Genomic DNA, 18454 nt, shown 5'->3' with positions numbered 1-18454 from the left:
CTTCGTCTACTCCAAGCCGTTCTAGATACCAGACCCCGCCACGCCCGCGTTGGCGGGGTTTTCGTTCCCCGGCCCGGATTTCGCCCTGTTCACCTCCGCTTACGATTGCTAGCAAGTGCGGGTTGATAACGCTGAGGGCAGGATGACACGCGCATTTCCACCAATGCAGACCATCTCAACCGGATTGGTTGTGGCCATCGTCGGCTTTTTCAGCTCATTCCCCATCGTACTGCAGGGGCTGGATGCGATGGGCGCGTCACCGGAGGAGGCCGCATCGGGCCTGATGACCGCCGCCATCGCCATGGGGCTGGCCGCCATCGCGCTGAGCTTGCGCTACAAGTTGCCGATCAGTGTCGCCTGGTCCACGCCGGGTGTCGCGCTGTTGGCTGTATCCGCTACACCTGTCGAGGGGTTCTCAGGAGCTATCGGTGCGTTCCTGTGCGCTGGCGCTTTGACGGTTGTGGCTGGGTTGTGGAAGCCGCTGGGAAGGTTGGCAGCTGCAATCCCGACCACGTTAGCGCAGGCAATGCTTGCCGGGGTTCTGATGCCGCTATGTATCCTCCCGTTCAAAGCGGCCGTCGAGATTCCGTGGCAGGCGCTACCCGTAATCCTGACATGGTTCATCGCGGGGCGGTTCAACCGGCTGTTTGCGGTTCCCGCGGCAGTGATCGCAGCAGCCGTTGTAGTCATCCTGAACGCCGGGGATACAACGATCATGCCCGAGCGTCTGGTTGCGGCACCGATCTGGGCCATGCCTACATTCTCGCTGGCCTCGGCCATAGGGATCGGAATGCCGCTGTTCATCGTCACTATGGCGACACAGAACATCCCCGGCATCGCGGTGATGCGCAGCTTTGGCTTTGCGCCCGTGCCGGGCAAATTGTTCTCGGCCGTCGGAGGGGCCAGCCTGCTGTCCGCCCCGTTCGGAGCCCCCGCCACCTGCCTTGCCGCCATCACTGCCGCGATGTGTTCAAATCAGGATAGTCATCCCGATCCTGCGCTGCGCTATTGGTCGGCCATCATGGGTGGCGTATTCTATTGCCTGTTTGGTATTTTTGCCGTGGCCATCACCGGATTTGCCGCCCATGCCGATCCGTTGCTGATGGGGACGCTGGCCGGGGTCGCACTGATCGGCGTGCTGGCAAATGCGATCCACGCTGCGCTGGAGGTTGTGGCCGAGCGTGAGGCGGCGATCCTGACTTTTGCTATCACTGCGTCCGGTATCACAGTCTTCGGGCTGGGGGCCGCGGTCTGGGGTTTGCTGGCTGGTGGCATTGCCTATCTGGTGACTAACCGGCTGCGATAGCCGCTTTGCCCAGAGGCCACAGCCAAAGCAAAACCGGCTTAAATTTGGATCATTGGGAACTCTGGTGGAACGCCGGATCAAGAAAGCACAGACCTAAGTCCAACCCAGAGAATTCGTTTCAAGTAACGCTGGATCAGATGCGCAAAGCCTACACCCCACTGCCTGACACGCAGGTCCGCGATGCCCATCGGGATTCATGTGGTGACTACTTGAACTTGGGCTTACGGCCCTGCATCTGCGCCATGACAACCTCCATCTGATCGGGTTTGCCGATCAGCTCCACCTGTTCGGCAGATTCGGCCAGCAGAACGTCGGCTCGCGTACGGGTTTCGGCCACGTCGATCAGGCGCTTGGCGGCACGGATGGCTGAAGGGCTTTGGCCTGCGATGTCTTCAGCCAGAGCCAGCGCCTCGGTCAGAGGATCGTCCGAGAGTTTCGTGACCAGCCCCCAATCAGCCGCCTGCGGCGCGCCTATTGGACGTGCAGTATACGTCAGCAAGCGCAGCACGTCCGAGCGCACAAGCTCGGGCAGCAGAACCATGCCGCCCATGTCGGGAATGATACCCCATTTCATCTCCATCACCGCCAATTTCGCCTCGGGGTGGGCAATGCGGATATCCGCGCCCAGTGCGATTTGCAGACCACCACCATAGGCCACACCCTGAATGGCACAGATGACTGGAACGGGGACACGGCGCCAGATCAAGGCAAGCTCCTGCATTTCGTTGGCGTCGTCATGGCTGCGGTTCATCAGCCATTCGGTTGGGTCCTTGTGGGCCATGCTGGCGAAACTGGCCATGTCGAGACCGGCGCAGAAGCTTTTACCCTCACCCGACAGCACCACGGCGCGGGCGTCGGAAACCGCCACCTCTTGCCCGGCAGACAGGATCGCCTTGATCATGGCTTCGTCCAGCGCGTTCATCTTGTCGCCACGGGTTAGCGTGACATGGGCGATATGGTCTTTGTATTCGATGGAAACGCGAGACATTGGTCCCTCCGGAAATCAGTGTTGCGTCAACCATGCCAGCAAGATGAGGACAGTGCCACCACGACGTCAGGGCAAATCAGCGACGGGCATTCGGCCATACCACGGCGAATCCAGCGTCATGACATAGAACAGGTCACCAACGACCTGACCCGCCGTGGTGATGCCCAGCCGCCCGCCGGGGTCCTGCAAGGTTTGCAGGATTGTGCCATCCCCGTCGAATTGGACGATCATGCCGCGATGAATCGGGGCCGGTCGCACCAAAGGACCCAGCCGCCAAATCACCTTGCGCAAAAAGGGATAGGGCATCAAAGCTTCACTCGGCACCCGCGGGCTGGCGAAGGCCATCCAATAAGTGCCGTCGCCCTGCGCCGTTAGGTTATCGGGGTATCCCGGCAGGTTTTCCATCAACACCTCGCGCTGCCCAGCACTCGGCCCAGTTAGCCAGAGCTTGTGCACCCGCGCACGGCCAGTTTCGGCGATCAGCAGAAAATCCGTCTGCGGGGAAAGCGCTACACCATTGGTATAGACAAAGCCCTCGGCCACCTTTTTTGTTGTGCCATCAGGGGAATAGCGGGCCACGTATCCCGTATCCGACTGCTCCCAGATGGTCAGGACCGAGGTGGCTTTGGTACCGCCCATGGTTTCGGGATCGAACCGATCAGACGAGTTCGAGAAATAGACCGTACCGTCCGGAGCCACGTCCAACTGATTGGCATAGACCACCGGAGACCCGCCAATCTCGGACACAAGGGATACCAGCGTGCCGGGCCCGGTCCAGCGCATCAGCCCCCGGTAGCTATCTGCGATATATAGCGCGCCGTCCGGCCCAGCTTGCAGACCCAAAGGGCGCCCACCCAGGTCGTCGATCTTGACCGGGCTGTCGCCGTCGATCCGATAAAGCGCGCCGGACATGGATGTCGTGTAGATCGTGCCATCCGGCATGATCGCGATGTCTTCCGGGCCTTCCTCCCCATCCGGCAAAGAGATCAGTTCGAGGCTGTCCAAAGCGTTGTTCTCGGCAAACACGCCGGTAAAGCCCGGAGCTTCGGGCGGCTCCCAGGCCACTGGGTCCACGCCAACAGGCCAAAATATCAAATAGGCAAGCCCCACTAAAGCCAAACCAATCGCGATGCGCATGGACACTCCTTTGTTTTTGTTGATGCCAGACTGTGGGCACTGTGCAGGCAAAGCAAGGTTGCCTGTCGGATGACCTTGCGTTTATCTGTCTGCATGACCAATCCACGCTATACCCCGCTTGCCCAATCTCTTCCTGCTTCTGTGCCTTTTGTCGGCCCTGAAACACAGGAACGACAGCGCGGTGCACCATTTGTGGCCCGTCTGGGTGCGAATGAGAATGTCTTTGGCCCTTCGCCGCGCGCTATTGAGGCCATGCGGCAGGCAACTGGCGATATCTGGATGTATGCTGATCCAGAAAACCACAACCTGCGCCACGCCCTGGCTGAGTACCACTCCGTCTCACCCGAAAATATCGTGGTTGGCGAAGGCATTGATGGGTTGCTGGGCTATCTGGTGCGCCTGCTGGTTGGGCAAGGAGATACGGTTGTGACCTCGGACGGGGCCTATCCGACCTTCAACTATCACGTCGCCGGGTTTGGCGGGGTGATACACACGGTTCCTTATCGCGACGATCACGAAGACCCTCAGGCACTCTTTACCAAGGCCGCAGAGGTCGAGGCTAAGCTGGTCTATCTGGCCAATCCTGACAACCCTATGGGCAGCTGGCATTCGGGCACTGATATCGTGGCTGTATTGGATGCGCTGCCCGATGGCTGTTTGCTGGTTCTGGACGAGGCATATGTGGAATGCGCCCCCGACGGGACTGCAGCGCCGGTTGCCGCAGATGACCCGCGTGTGATCCGGATGCGCACGTTTTCCAAAGTGTACGGAATGGCCGGCGCGCGTGTCGGCTATGCCATTGGGGCGCCAGGCCTGATCTCGGCGTTCAACAAGGTGCGCAACCATTTCGGTATGAACAAGGCTGCACAAGCAGGCGCGTTGGCTGCGCTGCAGGATGAAGTTTGGCTGTTACAAATCCGTGCCCGCATCTCAGATGCGCGCGAGAGGATCAACGCGATAGCGTTGGAGAACGGGCTGCACCCTTTACCCTCAGCCACCAATTTCGTGGCCATTGATTGCGGTCAGGATGGGGTGTTTGCCAAGGCTGTTCTGGAGTCGCTGGTGGCGCAGGGGGTTTTCGTTCGGATGCCCTTTGCCGCGCCTCAGAACAGGTGCATTCGAGTGAGCTGCGGCGATGCCTCCAATCTAGGGGCTTTTGCCGCCTCTTTGCCAAAAGCGCTTGCTGACGCCCGGGCGCTGAACGTCTGAAGCTCTCGCTTATGGCCATCGGGACGGGGGGGCTGTCTGCCCCCATCGCGCCGTTTGCGCGATTCCCCCCGAAAGTATTTTGAGTCAGATGAAGATACAGATTAGCACTGAGATCGGGGGCTGGTCTCAGGTCACAAGCGCGGTGGCGGCGGCTTCTAACGCACCCGTGCCGCGCGGAATATCAAGGGCGGCCATGGCAGTTTCCACGCCGCCAAGCATCGCCATGACCATCTGTGCATTGATGTGTCCCATATGGCCCAGGCGAAAACAGCCGTCCCAATCTTCCATCCCGAGGCCTATTCCCAAAGTCAGGCCCAGCGATTGTTCGGTATAGGATCGCAATGGTGTTCCGAGCCCTCCACTCAGGCGCAGCGCGGTGACCGCATGACTTCGGTCGGCGCGGTCAGCTACGTTCAACGACAGCGCACCGCCCTGTGCCCAGATTTCGCAGGCGGTCCAAATTGCCTGAGCGAGGCGTTGATGGCGCGCCCAGACATTTTCAATCCCTTCCGCGTGGATCAGGTCGAGCGCGGCCCGCAGCCCATAGAGATGATGGGTCGGTGCGGTACCATCGAAGTATTGGTAGAATAGCTCGGGATTGGCTCGTGGTTGCCAGTCCCAATACCGGGAAACACGCGGCATTGCTGCCCGTTTTGCCTGCGCCTTGTCGTTGAAGAATACAAACCCCATGCCCGGTGGGGTCATCAGCCCTTTTTGACAGGCGGTAACAGTCACGTCGACACCCCAGGCATCCATCTCGAATTGCTCACATCCCAGCGAGGCGATGCAGTCCGCCATCACCAGCCCCGGGTGACCCAAATCATCCAACAACGCGCGCAGCGCCGGGAGGTTGTTGCGAATTGAGCTCGAGGTATCCACGTGAACTGCAAGTATAGCCTTGATATCATGCGACGAATCAGCACGTAGCACCTCGGCAATGCGATCGAAATCCCAGACCGTGCTGGTTCCGAAATCAATCACATCCACCTTGGCGCCGATCCCTTCGGCCATTTCGGCCCATCCATGGGTAAACCGCCCCGATGCGGGTGCAAGCACTGTCTCACCTGGCGCGATGGTGTTCGACAGTGCCGCCTCCCAAGTGCCATGGCCGTTGGCAATGTAGATGGCCACGTTATGGGCCGTGCGGGCAACGCGACGCAGATCGCGGATCAGATCGGGCATCATCTCGATCAATTCGCCGTCGTAGATATTAGGTGACGGTCGGTGCATCGCCTGCAGCACTGCGTCAGGCATGACCGAGGGGCCTGGAATAGCCAGATACTCGCGCCCACGCGCGAGGGAGATTGGATGTGTCATGGGATCAACCTGTTTGAATTGGCCCTACCCTAACGTGGCCAATTTCGGCGTCAATCCATCAGCTTGGCGGCATCCCGGGCAAGCGTTTCGATCCCGGACCAGTTGCCTTCTGCGACCATCTGTTTGGGTGCTACCCAGCTGCCACCCGCACAGATCACGTTGGACAAAGACAGGTAATCTCGGGCATTTGAAGGCGATACACCGCCCGTTGGGCAGAAGGTGATTTGCGGCAAGGGCGCGCCGATAGCCTTGAGCGCAGGCGCCCCGCCCGAGGCCTCGGCCGGGAAGAACTTCAGCATGTCATAGCCTTTTTCCAGCAGGGCCATCGCCTCGGTGGCGGTTGCGGCGCCGGGCAGCAGGGGCAGGTCTTGGGCTTCGCATGCGGCGATCAGGGCGTCAGTGGCACCGGGCGAGACGCCAAACTGCGCGCCAGCCTCTTTCGCGGCGCGCACGTCATCAGGCGTGATCAATGTACCCGCCCCGACGACGCCACCGGGAACCTGCGCCATCGCCCGGATCGCATCGAGCGCAGCCGGGGTGCGCAAGGTGACTTCGAGCGCAGGAAGACCGCCCGCGACCAGAGCTTCGGCCAGAGGTCGTGCGCTGGCGGCGTCGTCAATTACAAGAACCGGGACAATCGGGGCAAGGGCACAGATTTCACGGGTGCGTTGTGTTTTGGACATAGGTCTTACACTCCGAAGATGCTGGCGCCGGTATCCGCGGTGCCGACAGCGTTGCGAAACGCGCCGAACAGATCGCGCCCGACACCATGTTGGTTGGCAGAAAGGTCAGCCGTGGCCGGAGTGCGATCTAGCACACCTGGGGTGAGGATTTCGAGCGCGCCGTTTATGGCATCCACGCGCAGAATGTCGCCATCCTGCAAATAGGCGATCGCACCGCCATCCAGAGCCTCGGGGCAAATATGAATGGCAGCGGGAACCTTGCCGGAGGCGCCGGACATACGGCCATCGGTCACCAGCGCCACCTTTTGCCCCCGGCCCTGAAGGATCGACAGCATCGGCGTCAATGAATGCAATTCGGGCATGCCATTCGCTTTGGGTCCCTGAAAGCGCACAACGACGATGACGTCATCCGTGAACTCTCCGGCTTTGAACGCCGCCTTGACCGCATCCTGAGTTTGGAACACCCGCACCGGGGCCTCGACCACCTGATGCTCGGGGGCAACCGCCGAAACCTTCATCACTCCGGTACCCAGATTGCCGCTGAGCCGCGAGAGACCTCCTGTAGGTTGGAACGGGTCTTTGGCGGGGCGCAATATCTTGTCATTCAGGCTTTGGCCTGCGCCGTCCTCCCAGGTCAGGTCGCCGTCTTTCAGCTTGGGTTCTTTGGTATAATTGTGCAACCCCTGCCCCGCGACGGTCAGCGTGTCGGGGTGCAGCAACCCGTCTTCGAGCAGCGTGCCAATGCAATAGCCCAGCCCGCCCGCGGCGTGGAAATGGTTCACATCGGCCAGTCCGTTGGGATAGACTCGCGCGACCAGTGGCACCACGGCGGAGATTTCGGAAAAATCCTGCCAATCCAGCACGATACCGCCCGCGCGCGCCATCGCGATCAGGTGGATCAGCAGGTTTGTCGACCCGCCAGTGGCCATCAGACCAACGATGCCGTTCACAAAGGCACGTTCGTCAAGTATCTGGCAGACCGGCGCATAGTTGTTGCCCAGCGCACTGAGCGACAGAGCACGGCGCGCACCTTCTTCAGTCAGCGCATCGCGCAGCGGTGTATTTGGATTGACAAAGCTGGATCCCGGAAGGTGCAGGCCCATGAACTCCATCAGCATCTGGTTGGTATTAGCGGTGCCATAAAAGGTGCAGGTGCCGGGGCCATGATAGGCGGCCATCTCGGCGGCCATGAGCTCGGCGCGGGTGATCTCTCCGGCGGCGAATTTCTGGCGGATCTTGGCCTTTTCGTCATTTGGCAAACCGCTGGTCATCGGGCCTGCGGGCAGAAATACAGCTGGCAGATGGCCGAACGCCTGCGCGCCGATCACAAGGCCGGGCACGATCTTGTCGCAGACCCCCAGAAACACGGCGGCGTCATAAGTGTTGTGGCTCAGCGCCACGCCTGTAGCCAATGCGATCACATCGCGCGAGAACAGCGACAGTTCCATCCCCGCCTCGCCCTGCGTGACGCCGTCACACATTGCCGGTACGCCACCTGCCACTTGCGCGGTTCCACCTGCGGTGCGGATCGCATCGCGGATCAGGCCGGGATAGCGCTCGAACGGCTGATGGGCTGACAGCATGTCGTTATAGGCGGTGACGATGCCCAGATTGCCCGCCGTACCAGTGGCCATCGATTGTTGGTCATCGCCTGCGCCGGCATAGGCGTGGGCCTGACCGCTGCAGGACAGATGCGCCCGCGCCGGGCCTTTGGACCGGGCCTGTTCCATCCGCTCAAGATGCGGGCCGCGCAAATCGGCGCTGCGCGCTATAATCCGTTGCGTGACGTCGGTGATAACTGAATTAACCATGTCTAACCTCCGATCTGACGCCAGCGGCGCCCGTCGCGATGCATCAGCATCAGAGCTTCTTCGGGCCCGGAACTGCCCTGATCATATTTCGATGGCCGGTCGCCCCGGTTTTCCCAACCCTGAATAATAGGGTCAACCCAAGCCCAGGCGGCTTCGGCCTCGTCGCCACGCATGAACAGGGTCTGGTCGCCGCGGATCACATCCATCACCAGCCGTTCATAAGCGTCCTGAGCCCGCGCATCTGCGCCCAGCGCCTCGGCAAAACTCATATCCAGCGACACATCCGACAGCCGGAATCCGCCCGGACCGGGATCTTTGATGGTGGTGCGCAGGGTGATCCCTTCGTCCGGTTGCAGACGGATCACCAGCACATTTCCATGCAATGGCCCTACATTGGGGAAGATAGTGTGTGGAGGATCCCTGAAGTAGACGGCGATTTCCGACTCGCGCGCACGCAAACGTTTTCCGGTGCGCAGATAAAAAGGCACCCCAGCCCAACGCCAGTTACCCAAATGAACCTTTAGCGCAATATAGCTTTCTGTCCGGCTTGCAGGGTTGCCGACATGGTCCAGATACCCGTCACCGCCCTCGCCCGTGCGGTATTGACCGCGGGCGATATCCGCAGGCATCACCGGCTCAAGCGCCTCGATCACTTTGACCTTTTCATCGCGAACCGCGTTGGGAGAGAACTTGGACGGCGGCTCCATCGCTGTCAGGCACAGCAGCTGTACCAAGTGGTTCTGGATCATATCCCGCATTGCACCCGACTGATCGTAATAGGCCCCACGCCCCTCGACGCCGACGGTTTCAGCCACGGTGATCTGGACGTGGTCGACATGTGTTGCGTTCCACAACGGCTCGAACAGGGAATTGGCAAAGCGCAGGGCCATCAGGTTCTGCACGGTCTCTTTGCCCAAATAGTGGTCGATCCTATAGATCTGATGTTCTTCGAAACAGGCGCGCAGCCCTTCGTTCAGCGCCTTGGCCGAGGCCAGATCATGACCAAACGGCTTTTCCACAACGATACGACTGTCAGGCGTTGCAAGATCGTGATCGTTCAGCCGTTTCGCAATGCCCGAGAACAAGCTTGGGCCGACAGAAAGGTAAAACGCTCGCACAACGTCTGGGCGCAATGACTTGGCCAGATTGTCCCAGCCCGCATCACCCAAGGCATCAACCTGTACATATTCCACGCGTGACAGAAAGCGGTCCAGAACGTCTTTTTTGAATTCCGGCGCGAACTCTTTCATCGAGGCGCGTATCTGATCCCGAAACGCGTCGCTATCAATGGCGGATCGGGCAGACCCGATAATCCGGGCTTCGTCTGGCATCTGGCCGACTTCGAAACGATGACACAAACCCGGCAGGATTTTTCGCTGCGCCAGATCACCGGTCGCGCCAAACAGCACCAGATCGAACGGGTTAACGGGAATTACGCGTGAAACCATCGTCGGGCTCCTTCAATCCTCTGCTGAACCACAATAGCACTTAAAGCTGACAGCGCCGGTGAATAGAAAATGTTATCGCTAACATTCACTATTTCCTTAGGCAAAGCGAGAAAAGAAAGCAAGGGTGGATTTGACGCACTACCCCTGGCTGCGCAACCATTCCATCACAGCCGGTCGCACGGATTGCTCTCCGCGATGACGAGCGTCCGATATGATCTTGCGCACTGCTTGCAGATCTGCCCGCAACAATACGCTTTTGACCGGCCCAATCGATGCCGGGCGCATCGACAACGTCCGGATTCCCATCGCGGCCAGACACAGCGCCTCGACCGGGCGTCCTGCGTCTTCACCGCAGAAGCTGAGCGGCGTATCCGAGATGTTGCAGCGTTCTACGATCCGTTCGATAAAAGTCAGGAAACTGACATTCAGCGAGTCATAGCGGCGGCGGACCAACTCGTTTTCACGGTCGGCAGCAAAGAAGAACTGTTTCAGATCATTGCCACCAATCGAAATGAAATCGACTTCGTCAAAAAACTTCTGCGGTGCAAAAGCGAGCGAGGGTGTTTCCAACATCGCTCCGACTTCAATACTTTCAGGCAGGGCATGGCCCAGACGTTTCTCGCGGTCGATGGTCTTATTCACTTCCCATCGCGCTTCATAATACTCTTCCGCTTGTGCCACGAATGGGAACATGACCGTCAACGGACGACCATTGGCGGCCCGGATCAGAGCCTGCAGCTGCATCCGCATCACGCCGCGCTTATCCAGGCCAACCCGAATTGCGCGCCAGCCTAAGGCCGGGTTCGGCTCCTCGATATGTTTCATGTAGGGCAGAACTTTGTCGGACCCGATATCCAGCGTGCGAAATACCACGCGCTTTTTATCGGCCGCATCCAGAACCCGCTGATATTGCGTCACAAGCTCGGAACGCTTGGGCATCTTATTGCGGATCAGGAACTGGAGCTCGGTACGAAACAGGCCCACGCCTTCGGCACCGGAATTGTTCAGCGAAGGCAGGTCCGCCATCAGACCCGCGTTCATCACCAGATTGATCCGCTCTCCATCCCGCGTCACCGTTGGCGTTTCGCGGATCGAGGCATAGCGTTCCTGCGCCTTGGCCTGCATCGCGACCTTATCACGGAACGCGCTGACCACGGTATCTTCTGGTCTGAGCTGCACAGTGCCCTGATCGCCATCAACCAGAATATGGTCTCCGTTCAGGGCCTCGGTCGTAATGCGCCCAACATGGACCACCAGTGGTATGGCCAAAGCACGGGCAACAATGGTGGCATGGCTTCCGACCGAGCCCTCTTCGAGCACGATGCCTTTCAAGGACCGGCCATATTCCAGCAGGTCACCTGGACCGATATTCCGGGCAACCAGGATTGGGTCCGGTGGCAGGTCGGCACTGTTTGTCTGCCCCTGCCCGGTCAAAATGCGCAGCAGACGGTTGCTGAGATCGTCCAAATCCGCCAATCGCTCGCGCAGATAGGGGTCGGAGACTTGGCTCATGCGCGCGCGCGCCTGGGATTGTTCCTTTTCCACCGCAGCTTCGGCGCTAAGCCCAAGTGCAATATCCTCTTCCATTCGGCGCATCCAGCCCTTGGAGTTGGCGAACATGCGATAGGCTTCCAGAACCTGAAGCTGTTCCTTGTCGCCGTTCTTGGATATCTCGAGCATCTTGTCGACACCGACGCGCAATTCTTCGACCGCCTCGGTCAGACGCTCCTGTTCGCGGTGCGGGTCATCGGCAATCGGGTTGGTAACAACAACGCGCGGTTCGTGCAGCCAGACATGGCCTTCGGCCGAGCCCTCTTGTGCAGGGCCGCCTGTAAACTGAACCGGTTGCTGGTGGCGTGGCGACAGGGCCGCGCCCTCGCCAACGAATGCTCCCAGTTCAGCCATTTCGGCCAGAACCATTGCAACCACTTCCAGCGCATAAACTTCATCCGCAGAATATTCGCGCGCGTTGCGGGACTGAACAACCAGAACGCCAAGCTTTTCACCCAGCCGCTGAATCGGCACACCCAGAAAAGACGAGAAACGCTCCTCGCCCGTTTCCGGCATATAGCGAAAGCCCTTGGCTGACGGCGCATCGGGTGTATTCACGATTTTGCCGGATTTCGCGACGCGCCCCACCAGTCCTTCGCCCATGCGCATACGGGTCTTATGAACAGCCTCGGGCGACAGGCCTTCGGTCGCACAAAGTTCCAGGGTTTCTTCGTCGCGGAACAGATAGATCGAGCAGACCTCGGCCCGGATACTGTCTGCGATCAGGTGAGTGATCCGGTCAAGACGTTCCTGACCCGCAGCTTCGCTCGCCATCTCTTCACGCAGCCGCACCAGCAGCTTACGGGATTCTGTTTCAGTGCCGTCTGCCATAGCCCAACCAGTCTAAGGTTTCAGGCGTGAACCTTGGCTGAATTGCTCAGGCCGCCTTGTCCAATTCAAAGGCATCATGCAGTGCCTGAACCGCAAGTTCCATGTATTTCCTGTCCACCAAGACGGAAATTTTTATCTCAGAGGTTGTAATGACCTTGATGTTGATACCCTCATCCGAGAGTATCTTGAACATTTTTGCCGCAACACCCGATTGCGAACGCATTCCAATCCCGACCACAGAAACCTTGCAGACATCATTATCTGCGACCAGGTCGGCATAGTTCAGCTCTCCTCGGTCTTTCACAGCCAACAGCGCCTTTTCGGCGCGCGCCACCTGATCCGTGGGGCAGGAAAAGGTCATATCCGTGCGCCCTTCGTCCGAGATGTTCTGAACGATCATATCCACATTCACGCCCGCGTCGCTAAGCGCCGTGAAGATGATCGAGGCGATACCGGGGCGGTCCGCCACGGAAACGACGGTCATCTTGGCCTCGTCACGAGAATAGGCCACACCGGCCACAACATTGGATTCCATGATATCCTCCTCGTCGCAGACCAGCGTACCGGCCTCGTCGGATTGTTCTTCAAAACTTGAGAGAACGCGCAATTTCACTTTATATCGCATCGCCAGCTCAACCGAGCGGGTTTGCAGCACCTTAGCCCCAAGCGAGGCCAGTTCCAGCATTTCTTCGAATGAGATCCGATCCAGCTTACGCGCTTTTTGGCAGATGCGCGGGTCGGTCGTGTAAACGCCGTCGACATCGGTATAGATGTCGCAGCGCTCGGCCCCGAATGCAGCAGCAAAGGCCACGGCAGTGGTATCCGACCCGCCACGGCCCAGTGTCGTGATACGGCCTTCGGGGCTGAGACCCTGGAAACCCGCCACAACGGCCACTTTCATACCCTCGCCGAATTTCTGGTTCAGGTTGTCGGTCGGGATATCCTCGATCCGGGCCTGGCTGTGGGCGCTGGTGGTCAGCAACGGCACCTGCCAGCCCTGCCAACTGCGGGCTGGTATGTCCATCTCTTGCAATGTCAGCGCCATAAGGCCGGCGGTGACGTTTTCCCCCGAAGACACCACGGCGTCATATTCGCGCGCATCAAACAGTGGCGAGGTTTCGTTGACCCAGCCCACCAGCTCGTTGGTCTTGCCCGACATGGCCGAGACGATGACGATCACGTCATAACCCTTGGCCACCTCAACGCCGATGCGCTTTGCAGCACGGCGGATACGGTCCAGATTTGCGACGGATGTGCCGCCGAATTTCATCACGAGTACGGGCATGGGGGCTGATGTCTCCGCGCCTTGGAATTCAGATCCCGTGCGTCTTATGCGAGGGGGGCCGCAAGAGCAAGAGTGCAATACCGCATCAGTCGGGGCCTAGCATCGCTTTACAACCGCGTATGACGGTGTAAGCCTGACGCATCAAATTCACTACGAGGTATTCAATGCACCGTCTTGCCCTTGTCCTTGCCCTATTTTCCACACCTGCGGCGGCGCAAGTCGCCTCGCTGACCGGCACCGACGGTCAAAACGCCTTGGGGAAGGTGCCCTGTGCGACCAGCCCAGGCGAGGCGATGCGCACTTGCAACGCCGAAATGCGGCGCCGTGACGACGGCAGCTCTACGCTTGCGGTTGCGATGGGAAATGGCGAAGTCCGCAACATCTATTTCACCGATGGCATCCCGGATTCAACAAATTCGGCAGCTAAGATCACCTATGAAAACCGAGGCGATGTTATGGTGATTTTCGTTGATCCCGGTGAGGTATATGAGATCCCTAAAGTCGCTCTTGCCCGTCAGTAAGGGTGCGACTGGCCTTCATAGGTTTCAAAGCACCCAGTACTTTCAAGTGACAGAGTATCGAAACGGTTGATCAGGCCCTGAACAGCCTTATCAACCGTGATATCAGCCCCGGTCCCACCCATATCCGTCTGAACCCAGCCGGGATGGTAAATGCCTACTGAAATGCCGTCGCCGCGCAGGTCCACAGCCAGATTGCGCCCCAGATTCAGAACAGCAGCCTTGGACGAGCGGTAGATATAGCTGCCACCAGGCGCCCGCGTGTGCGAGGCCATCTGCGAGGATAAAATCGCAATCTTGCCCTGTGCTGCGCGCAGATTGGGCAACAAGGCCTGAACTGTCAGAAAGACCCCGGTCACATTGGCAGCGAAACTCTTCGCCCACATTTCGGCGGGGTAGCCATCGATGGTTTGGGATTTATCCAGATATACACCGGCATTGCAGACCAGCAGATCAACAGGGCGCATTGCCAGTTTTTCCGCCATCGCTTGATGTTGTTTCGGGTCTGTTACATCCAGCGCCACCTCCGCGCTGCCATCCCGAGCCGTGCCCGTTACGTCGCATCCTTGCGCACGATACCTGTCCGCCAGAACCTTTCCGATCCCCCGCCCAGCACCGGTGATAACAACATGCATCGGCTAGTTCGTCTTGCGCGAAGGTACGAAAGGCAGCGGCGCAACAGGTACGCCGTCATCGATCAATGCCCTGGCTTCTTCTGGCTTGGCCTCGCCATAGATCGCACGTTCCGGCGCGTCGCCCAAATGAATCTTACGGGCCTCTTTGGCAAAATCCTTGCCAACGTAATCCGAGTTGTCCTCGACTTTGCGCCGCAGCTCGGAAAGGGCTTTCTCGACATCAACGCTTGGCGTTGCCATGTTGACGACCTCATCCCGAGATGCCGGGACCGTGGTACGAGATTCGACCGTACGTCCGGGGCGGACACGCGGGGTCATGATTGCTTTTTCAACTTGCGGATCACCGCACACAGCGCATGTCACCATGCCCGCGGCGGCAAGTTTGTCGTAAGCGGCGGCTGATTGAAACCAACTGTCAAAGCTGTGACCGCTATTACATTTCAACGCATATTGAATCATGTTCTGTCCAAATGTCGGATGCCAAATAGATACCAACCACTATTGCAATGGCAAGCCCCTGAGGGGGACATCAGTGATACAAATGCTCTACATTGCGTAACAATGATGCAAGATCGGGCGAATTAACCCGAGAGGCGGCATGTCCCAGCGAAAACCACCTGCGCTTGCGCTCTTGCCATTCAGGGTATCGCGCGGCCAGGGATTTGACCACCAGCGGATAGACATCGACCAGATAAACCGCTGATCCTTTCTTGTACCTCCGCTTGTAATGCAGGAACTGCCCAAAGGCATTTGGAGTGCAAGTACCGGTCACACCCGCCTCTTCCCAGGCTTCCTGACTGGCTGTCCCGGAGGGTGAGAGGCCTTCGATCAAATTCCCCTTGGGTATTATCCAACGACCGGAACCACGCGTCGTAATAAGCAACACCTCTGGCGTGCCGCGTTGGACACGATAGCACAGAGCTGCCGATTGCCGTACGACTCGTACAGTGCCCGCTTGATGCAGGTTGAGTTGCCTTTGCTCGATCACGTCCTGCTGCCTCTCCAGGGAACGTTTTATCCGCCCGCCCGATGCGCTTTTGCGCTTATTTAGCGGGCCCGCATCTGAAGAATGCCATATGAAGTGTTATTTTTCAATCCCTTGCATCCGCGCCTCAAGTTTGCGGACCAGAACCTCATGCGGGATATCGGCATCTACCGACAGCCGCCTGAGGCCAAAGTGGACGCGGGCAATCTGTTGGTAATAGCGGGTATAGACGTAATTCGTCCCGCCACCGGCAATGGCGCCCAACACAGGCACGGATTGCGCAGCCAGTTTTTGCCCCAAAACCACCGCCAGTTTCGGGGCAACGGCAGATATCAGCTTTTGCAAAGCTGGGCCTGTCAGGGTCAGACGCGCCGAAAAGAAACCCAGATCCGCGCCGTCATCGAAAGACATCGGACCAGCGGCTGACAATACCCGGACACAGTCGAATTTGACACCAACCTCTGAAGGGTCAAACCCTTCGCGCGCCGCAGCGCCCTGAATTGAACGCAGCAGCATGGTCGTGGTTGCCGGTAACTCCATCAATGCGGTCGGAACGCCACCGATACCGCCTGCAGCTCCCATGGCTGTCGTCAGGGCCGTATTGACCCATGGCAACTGATCGGGCACCGCCCTACGCGACCCTTCAGCCGCGTTCATCGCAATCCAAAGCGCCTTTTCTGTCGCCCCGGTTAGGGCTTCGCGCACAGATGGCGGCAGCTGTTCAAGCAATGACTCTGCCGAGCCACCGACACTGTTCAACAACTTGACGCCCGGCCCTCCGGCGGATTGGTAATATCCGGCCAAACGGTCCAGTTCCGCTTCGGCATTGAGTTTTCCGACAAGAACCAAGTCCTGCATAAGTACCCTCCTGCCCCTAGAACATCGGCACTTACCGCAGCGGTTTCAATAGCTCAGCGGCTCCAGCGAGTTACAAGACCAGTTATTCCGTCCCATCCGCCGGGTATCAGGTCTACGCCCAGAACCCGATCCGGGTTGGTTGGCGGGGGCATCTCGACCCCGGTCAGACGGGTGAATCCAAACCGAGCATAATAGGGTGCATCCCCGACCAACATGACCCTGTCCCAACCCTTGGTTCGCCCGGCCCGCAATCCTTCGTGGATCAAAAATCCACCCAGTCCTTCACCTTGATGGGTCGGGTGGACGGCCACAGGGCCCAAAAGCAGCGCGTCCTGATCACCAACATTCACGGGCCAGAATCTTATTGCACCGGCCAGGATATCCTGCCCGTCCCGCACCACTTGTGACAAGCCTGACATTGGCGGAACATCATCGCGCAGGCGATACGAAGACAGCGCTTCGCGCCCGGGCGCAAAGCACAAATCGTACAAAGCCTCGACTTCCCACCAATCGTCCGGCTCCTCCGGCCTGATCACGAATTGCTGCACCCTGCCCTCTTTTCCTAGCTGGAATTCGCCCTAGCACTTCGTTACGCCTTGGGCAAACGCTTGGAGACCTTATGTTCTATCGCCCAGAAGACGGCCACGGCCTGCCACACAATCCGTTCAACGCCATTATCACCCCGCGCCCGATCGGCTGGATATCAACCCGTGGCGCGGATGGGACCAACAACCTCGCGCCCTATTCGTTCTTTAATGGTGTGGCCTACACACCCCCGCAGGTCATGTTTGCCTCGACCGGAACCAAGGCCGATCAGGACGGTGGAAAGGACAGCATCGCCAATATCGAGGCAACAGGCGTATTCTGCGTGAACGTTGTCGCCCACGCCCACCGCGACGCAATGAACGCCAGTTCAGCCGCGCTACCCAAACATGTCGACGAGTTCAAACACGCCGGCCTTACCGCAATCGAATGCGAGACCATTCCCTGCGCCCGTGTCGAAGGTGCCCCAGCCGCATTGGAATGCAAGCTCACGGAGATCGTGACCCTGCCCGGACAGGCGAACCGGGTTGTGTTCGGCGAAGTGACAGGAGTGCATCTGCACGACGACCATATGCGGGATGGCAAATTCGATGTGACGTCTTTCAAACCACTGGCACGGCTTGGCTACCGGGATTATTCGGTCGCGTCCGAGCTGTTCAGCCTTTCAAGACCGGATGACTAATGCATTTACCTGACGCATCGCGCCGATACCCAATCACATTGCCTGACGGCTCGGACCACCCGGGAACGGTCTTCCTGTCTCAGGCTATCGACCACCCCAGAATAGAAGCCGGTGAATATAGCTATGCGTCGGATTTCGACGCACCAGAGGATTGGGCGCAACGCCTTGCCCCTTATCTGTTCCCGTTTTCCCGCGAAAAACTTGTCTTGGGTAGATTCTGTCAAATCGCCCACGGCGTCCGGTTCATCACTTCATCGGCCAATCACGCCATGAGCGGGGCGACATGCTATCCTTTTCCCGTTTTCGATCCCGAAAAGCTGTTGGAATATCAACCTGACAGGCGCGATACCGTGATCGGAAATGACGTTTGGATCGCATACGGTGCCTTGATCATGCCTGGCGCTAAAATCGGAGATGGCGCCATTATCGGTGCAGGATCCGTCGTGCGCGGAACAGTACCGCCTTATGCAATCGTGACAGGCAATCCTGCAGAAGTACGACGGTATCGGTTTGAGGCCGGTACAATCGACCGGCTGCTTGCTTTGAAGTGGTGGGATTGGCCAACTGATCTGATTACCGAATCCGAAAGCGCTCTGCTGTCCGGAAACGTCGATATGCTGGAGCGTTTAGCCCCCTAAAAAAGGCGGCCTATTTGGCCGCCTTTCAC

18 protein-coding genes are annotated in these 18454 nt (G+C 58.8%); 5 read left to right on the top strand and 13 right to left on the bottom strand.

Annotated elements, in window-relative coordinates; all coding sequences use genetic code 11:
* Positions 1 to 142 precede the first annotated feature (142 nt).
* Positions 143 to 1306, top strand: a complete 1164-nt coding sequence (locus AC2FLB_RS17780; protein WP_496709771.1) for a benzoate/H(+) symporter BenE family transporter — start codon at positions 143 to 145, stop codon at positions 1304 to 1306.
* Between the two features lie 205 nt (positions 1307 to 1511).
* Here AC2FLB_RS17780 and AC2FLB_RS17775 read toward each other — a convergent pair whose 3' ends face one another.
* Positions 1512 to 2294, bottom strand: coding sequence for a crotonase/enoyl-CoA hydratase family protein (locus AC2FLB_RS17775; RefSeq protein ID WP_496692870.1), 783 nt, complete (start codon positions 2292 to 2294; stop codon positions 1512 to 1514).
* Positions 2295 to 2360: 66 nt separating this feature from the next.
* Entirely contained in the window at positions 2361 to 3431 is a 1071-nt protein-coding gene (locus AC2FLB_RS17770) for an SMP-30/gluconolactonase/LRE family protein (RefSeq protein ID WP_496692871.1), read from the bottom strand.
* Positions 3432 to 3524: 93 nt separating this feature from the next.
* Here AC2FLB_RS17770 and AC2FLB_RS17765 point away from each other — a divergent pair, with 93 nt between their 5' ends.
* Entirely contained in the window at positions 3525 to 4640 is a 1116-nt protein-coding gene (locus AC2FLB_RS17765; protein WP_496692872.1) for a pyridoxal phosphate-dependent aminotransferase, read from the top strand.
* A gap of 126 nt (positions 4641 to 4766) precedes the next feature.
* Here the strand turns inward: AC2FLB_RS17765 and AC2FLB_RS17760 are convergent, their stop codons facing one another.
* The 6 genes from AC2FLB_RS17760 to AC2FLB_RS17735 all read right to left on the bottom strand — a co-directional run bounded on the left by AC2FLB_RS17760 (position 4767) and on the right by AC2FLB_RS17735 (position 13566).
* Positions 4767 to 5957: a pyridoxal-phosphate-dependent aminotransferase family protein gene (locus AC2FLB_RS17760; protein ID WP_496692873.1), complete on the bottom strand. Its 1191-nt coding sequence runs from the start codon at positions 5955 to 5957 to the stop codon at positions 4767 to 4769.
* Between the two features lie 50 nt (positions 5958 to 6007).
* Positions 6008 to 6640, bottom strand: coding sequence for a bifunctional 4-hydroxy-2-oxoglutarate aldolase/2-dehydro-3-deoxy-phosphogluconate aldolase (locus tag AC2FLB_RS17755; RefSeq protein WP_142638043.1), 633 nt, complete (start codon positions 6638 to 6640; stop codon positions 6008 to 6010).
* A gap of 5 nt (positions 6641 to 6645) precedes the next feature.
* Positions 6646 to 8451 carry a phosphogluconate dehydratase gene (gene edd, locus AC2FLB_RS17750; protein WP_496692874.1) on the bottom strand — a complete coding sequence of 602 codons (1806 nt, stop codon included), beginning with the start codon at positions 8449 to 8451 and terminating at the stop codon, positions 6646 to 6648.
* Between the two features lie 2 nt (positions 8452 to 8453).
* Positions 8454 to 9899 (bottom strand): glucose-6-phosphate dehydrogenase, encoded by a 1446-nt coding sequence (gene zwf / locus AC2FLB_RS17745; protein WP_496703339.1) that lies wholly within the window; start codon positions 9897 to 9899, stop codon positions 8454 to 8456.
* Between the two features lie 138 nt (positions 9900 to 10037).
* Positions 10038 to 12281 carry a phosphoenolpyruvate--protein phosphotransferase gene (gene ptsP, locus AC2FLB_RS17740; RefSeq protein WP_496703337.1) on the bottom strand — a complete coding sequence of 748 codons (2244 nt, stop codon included), beginning with the start codon at positions 12279 to 12281 and terminating at the stop codon, positions 10038 to 10040.
* 46 nt (positions 12282 to 12327) lie between these two features.
* A complete protein-coding gene (locus AC2FLB_RS17735; RefSeq protein ID WP_496692876.1) occupies positions 12328 to 13566 on the bottom strand; it encodes an aspartate kinase in 1239 nt (412 codons plus the stop codon).
* A gap of 164 nt (positions 13567 to 13730) precedes the next feature.
* On the opposite strand from AC2FLB_RS17735, the gene AC2FLB_RS17730 reads away from it, so the two are divergent.
* The gene (locus AC2FLB_RS17730) at positions 13731 to 14087 is read left to right on the top strand and encodes a hypothetical protein (protein ID WP_142638033.1); all 357 of its coding nucleotides are present in this window, start codon (positions 13731 to 13733) and stop codon (positions 14085 to 14087) included.
* On the opposite strand, the gene AC2FLB_RS17725 is transcribed toward AC2FLB_RS17730, so the two are convergent.
* From AC2FLB_RS17725 to AC2FLB_RS17705, 5 genes are all read right to left on the bottom strand, one after another.
* Positions 14081 to 14719 (bottom strand): SDR family NAD(P)-dependent oxidoreductase, encoded by a 639-nt coding sequence (locus AC2FLB_RS17725; RefSeq protein WP_496709770.1) that lies wholly within the window; start codon positions 14717 to 14719, stop codon positions 14081 to 14083. The two genes, AC2FLB_RS17730 and AC2FLB_RS17725, sit on opposite strands and share 7 nt — an antisense overlap.
* Before the next feature lie 3 nt (positions 14720 to 14722).
* Complete coding sequence (locus AC2FLB_RS17720; protein WP_271950473.1) at positions 14723 to 15178, bottom strand: DUF1178 family protein; 456 nt, start codon at positions 15176 to 15178, stop codon at positions 14723 to 14725.
* Positions 15179 to 15248: 70 nt separating this feature from the next.
* Complete coding sequence (locus AC2FLB_RS17715) at positions 15249 to 15707, bottom strand: NUDIX hydrolase (protein WP_496692878.1); 459 nt, start codon at positions 15705 to 15707, stop codon at positions 15249 to 15251.
* A gap of 96 nt (positions 15708 to 15803) precedes the next feature.
* The gene (locus AC2FLB_RS17710; RefSeq protein ID WP_496703329.1) at positions 15804 to 16562 is read right to left on the bottom strand and encodes an EcsC family protein; all 759 of its coding nucleotides are present in this window, start codon (positions 16560 to 16562) and stop codon (positions 15804 to 15806) included.
* A 53-nt stretch (positions 16563 to 16615) separates the two neighbouring features.
* Positions 16616 to 17110 carry a GNAT family N-acetyltransferase gene (locus AC2FLB_RS17705; protein ID WP_496709769.1) on the bottom strand — a complete coding sequence of 165 codons (495 nt, stop codon included), beginning with the start codon at positions 17108 to 17110 and terminating at the stop codon, positions 16616 to 16618.
* Between the two features lie 71 nt (positions 17111 to 17181).
* On the opposite strand from AC2FLB_RS17705, the gene AC2FLB_RS17700 reads away from it, so the two are divergent.
* The gene (locus AC2FLB_RS17700; RefSeq protein ID WP_496707607.1) at positions 17182 to 17787 is read left to right on the top strand and encodes a flavin reductase family protein; all 606 of its coding nucleotides are present in this window, start codon (positions 17182 to 17184) and stop codon (positions 17785 to 17787) included.
* Positions 17787 to 18425 (top strand): CatB-related O-acetyltransferase, encoded by a 639-nt coding sequence (locus tag AC2FLB_RS17695; protein ID WP_496709768.1) that lies wholly within the window; start codon positions 17787 to 17789, stop codon positions 18423 to 18425. The genes AC2FLB_RS17700 and AC2FLB_RS17695 overlap by 1 nt, the downstream gene beginning before the upstream one ends.
* Positions 18426 to 18454: the final 29 nt, after the last annotated feature.

It is taken from the genome of Ruegeria sp. CDSA236, assembly GCF_059611285.1.
The sequence above is the reverse complement of the archived record's forward strand: the minus strand, read 5'-3'. Positions and strand labels throughout refer to the sequence as shown.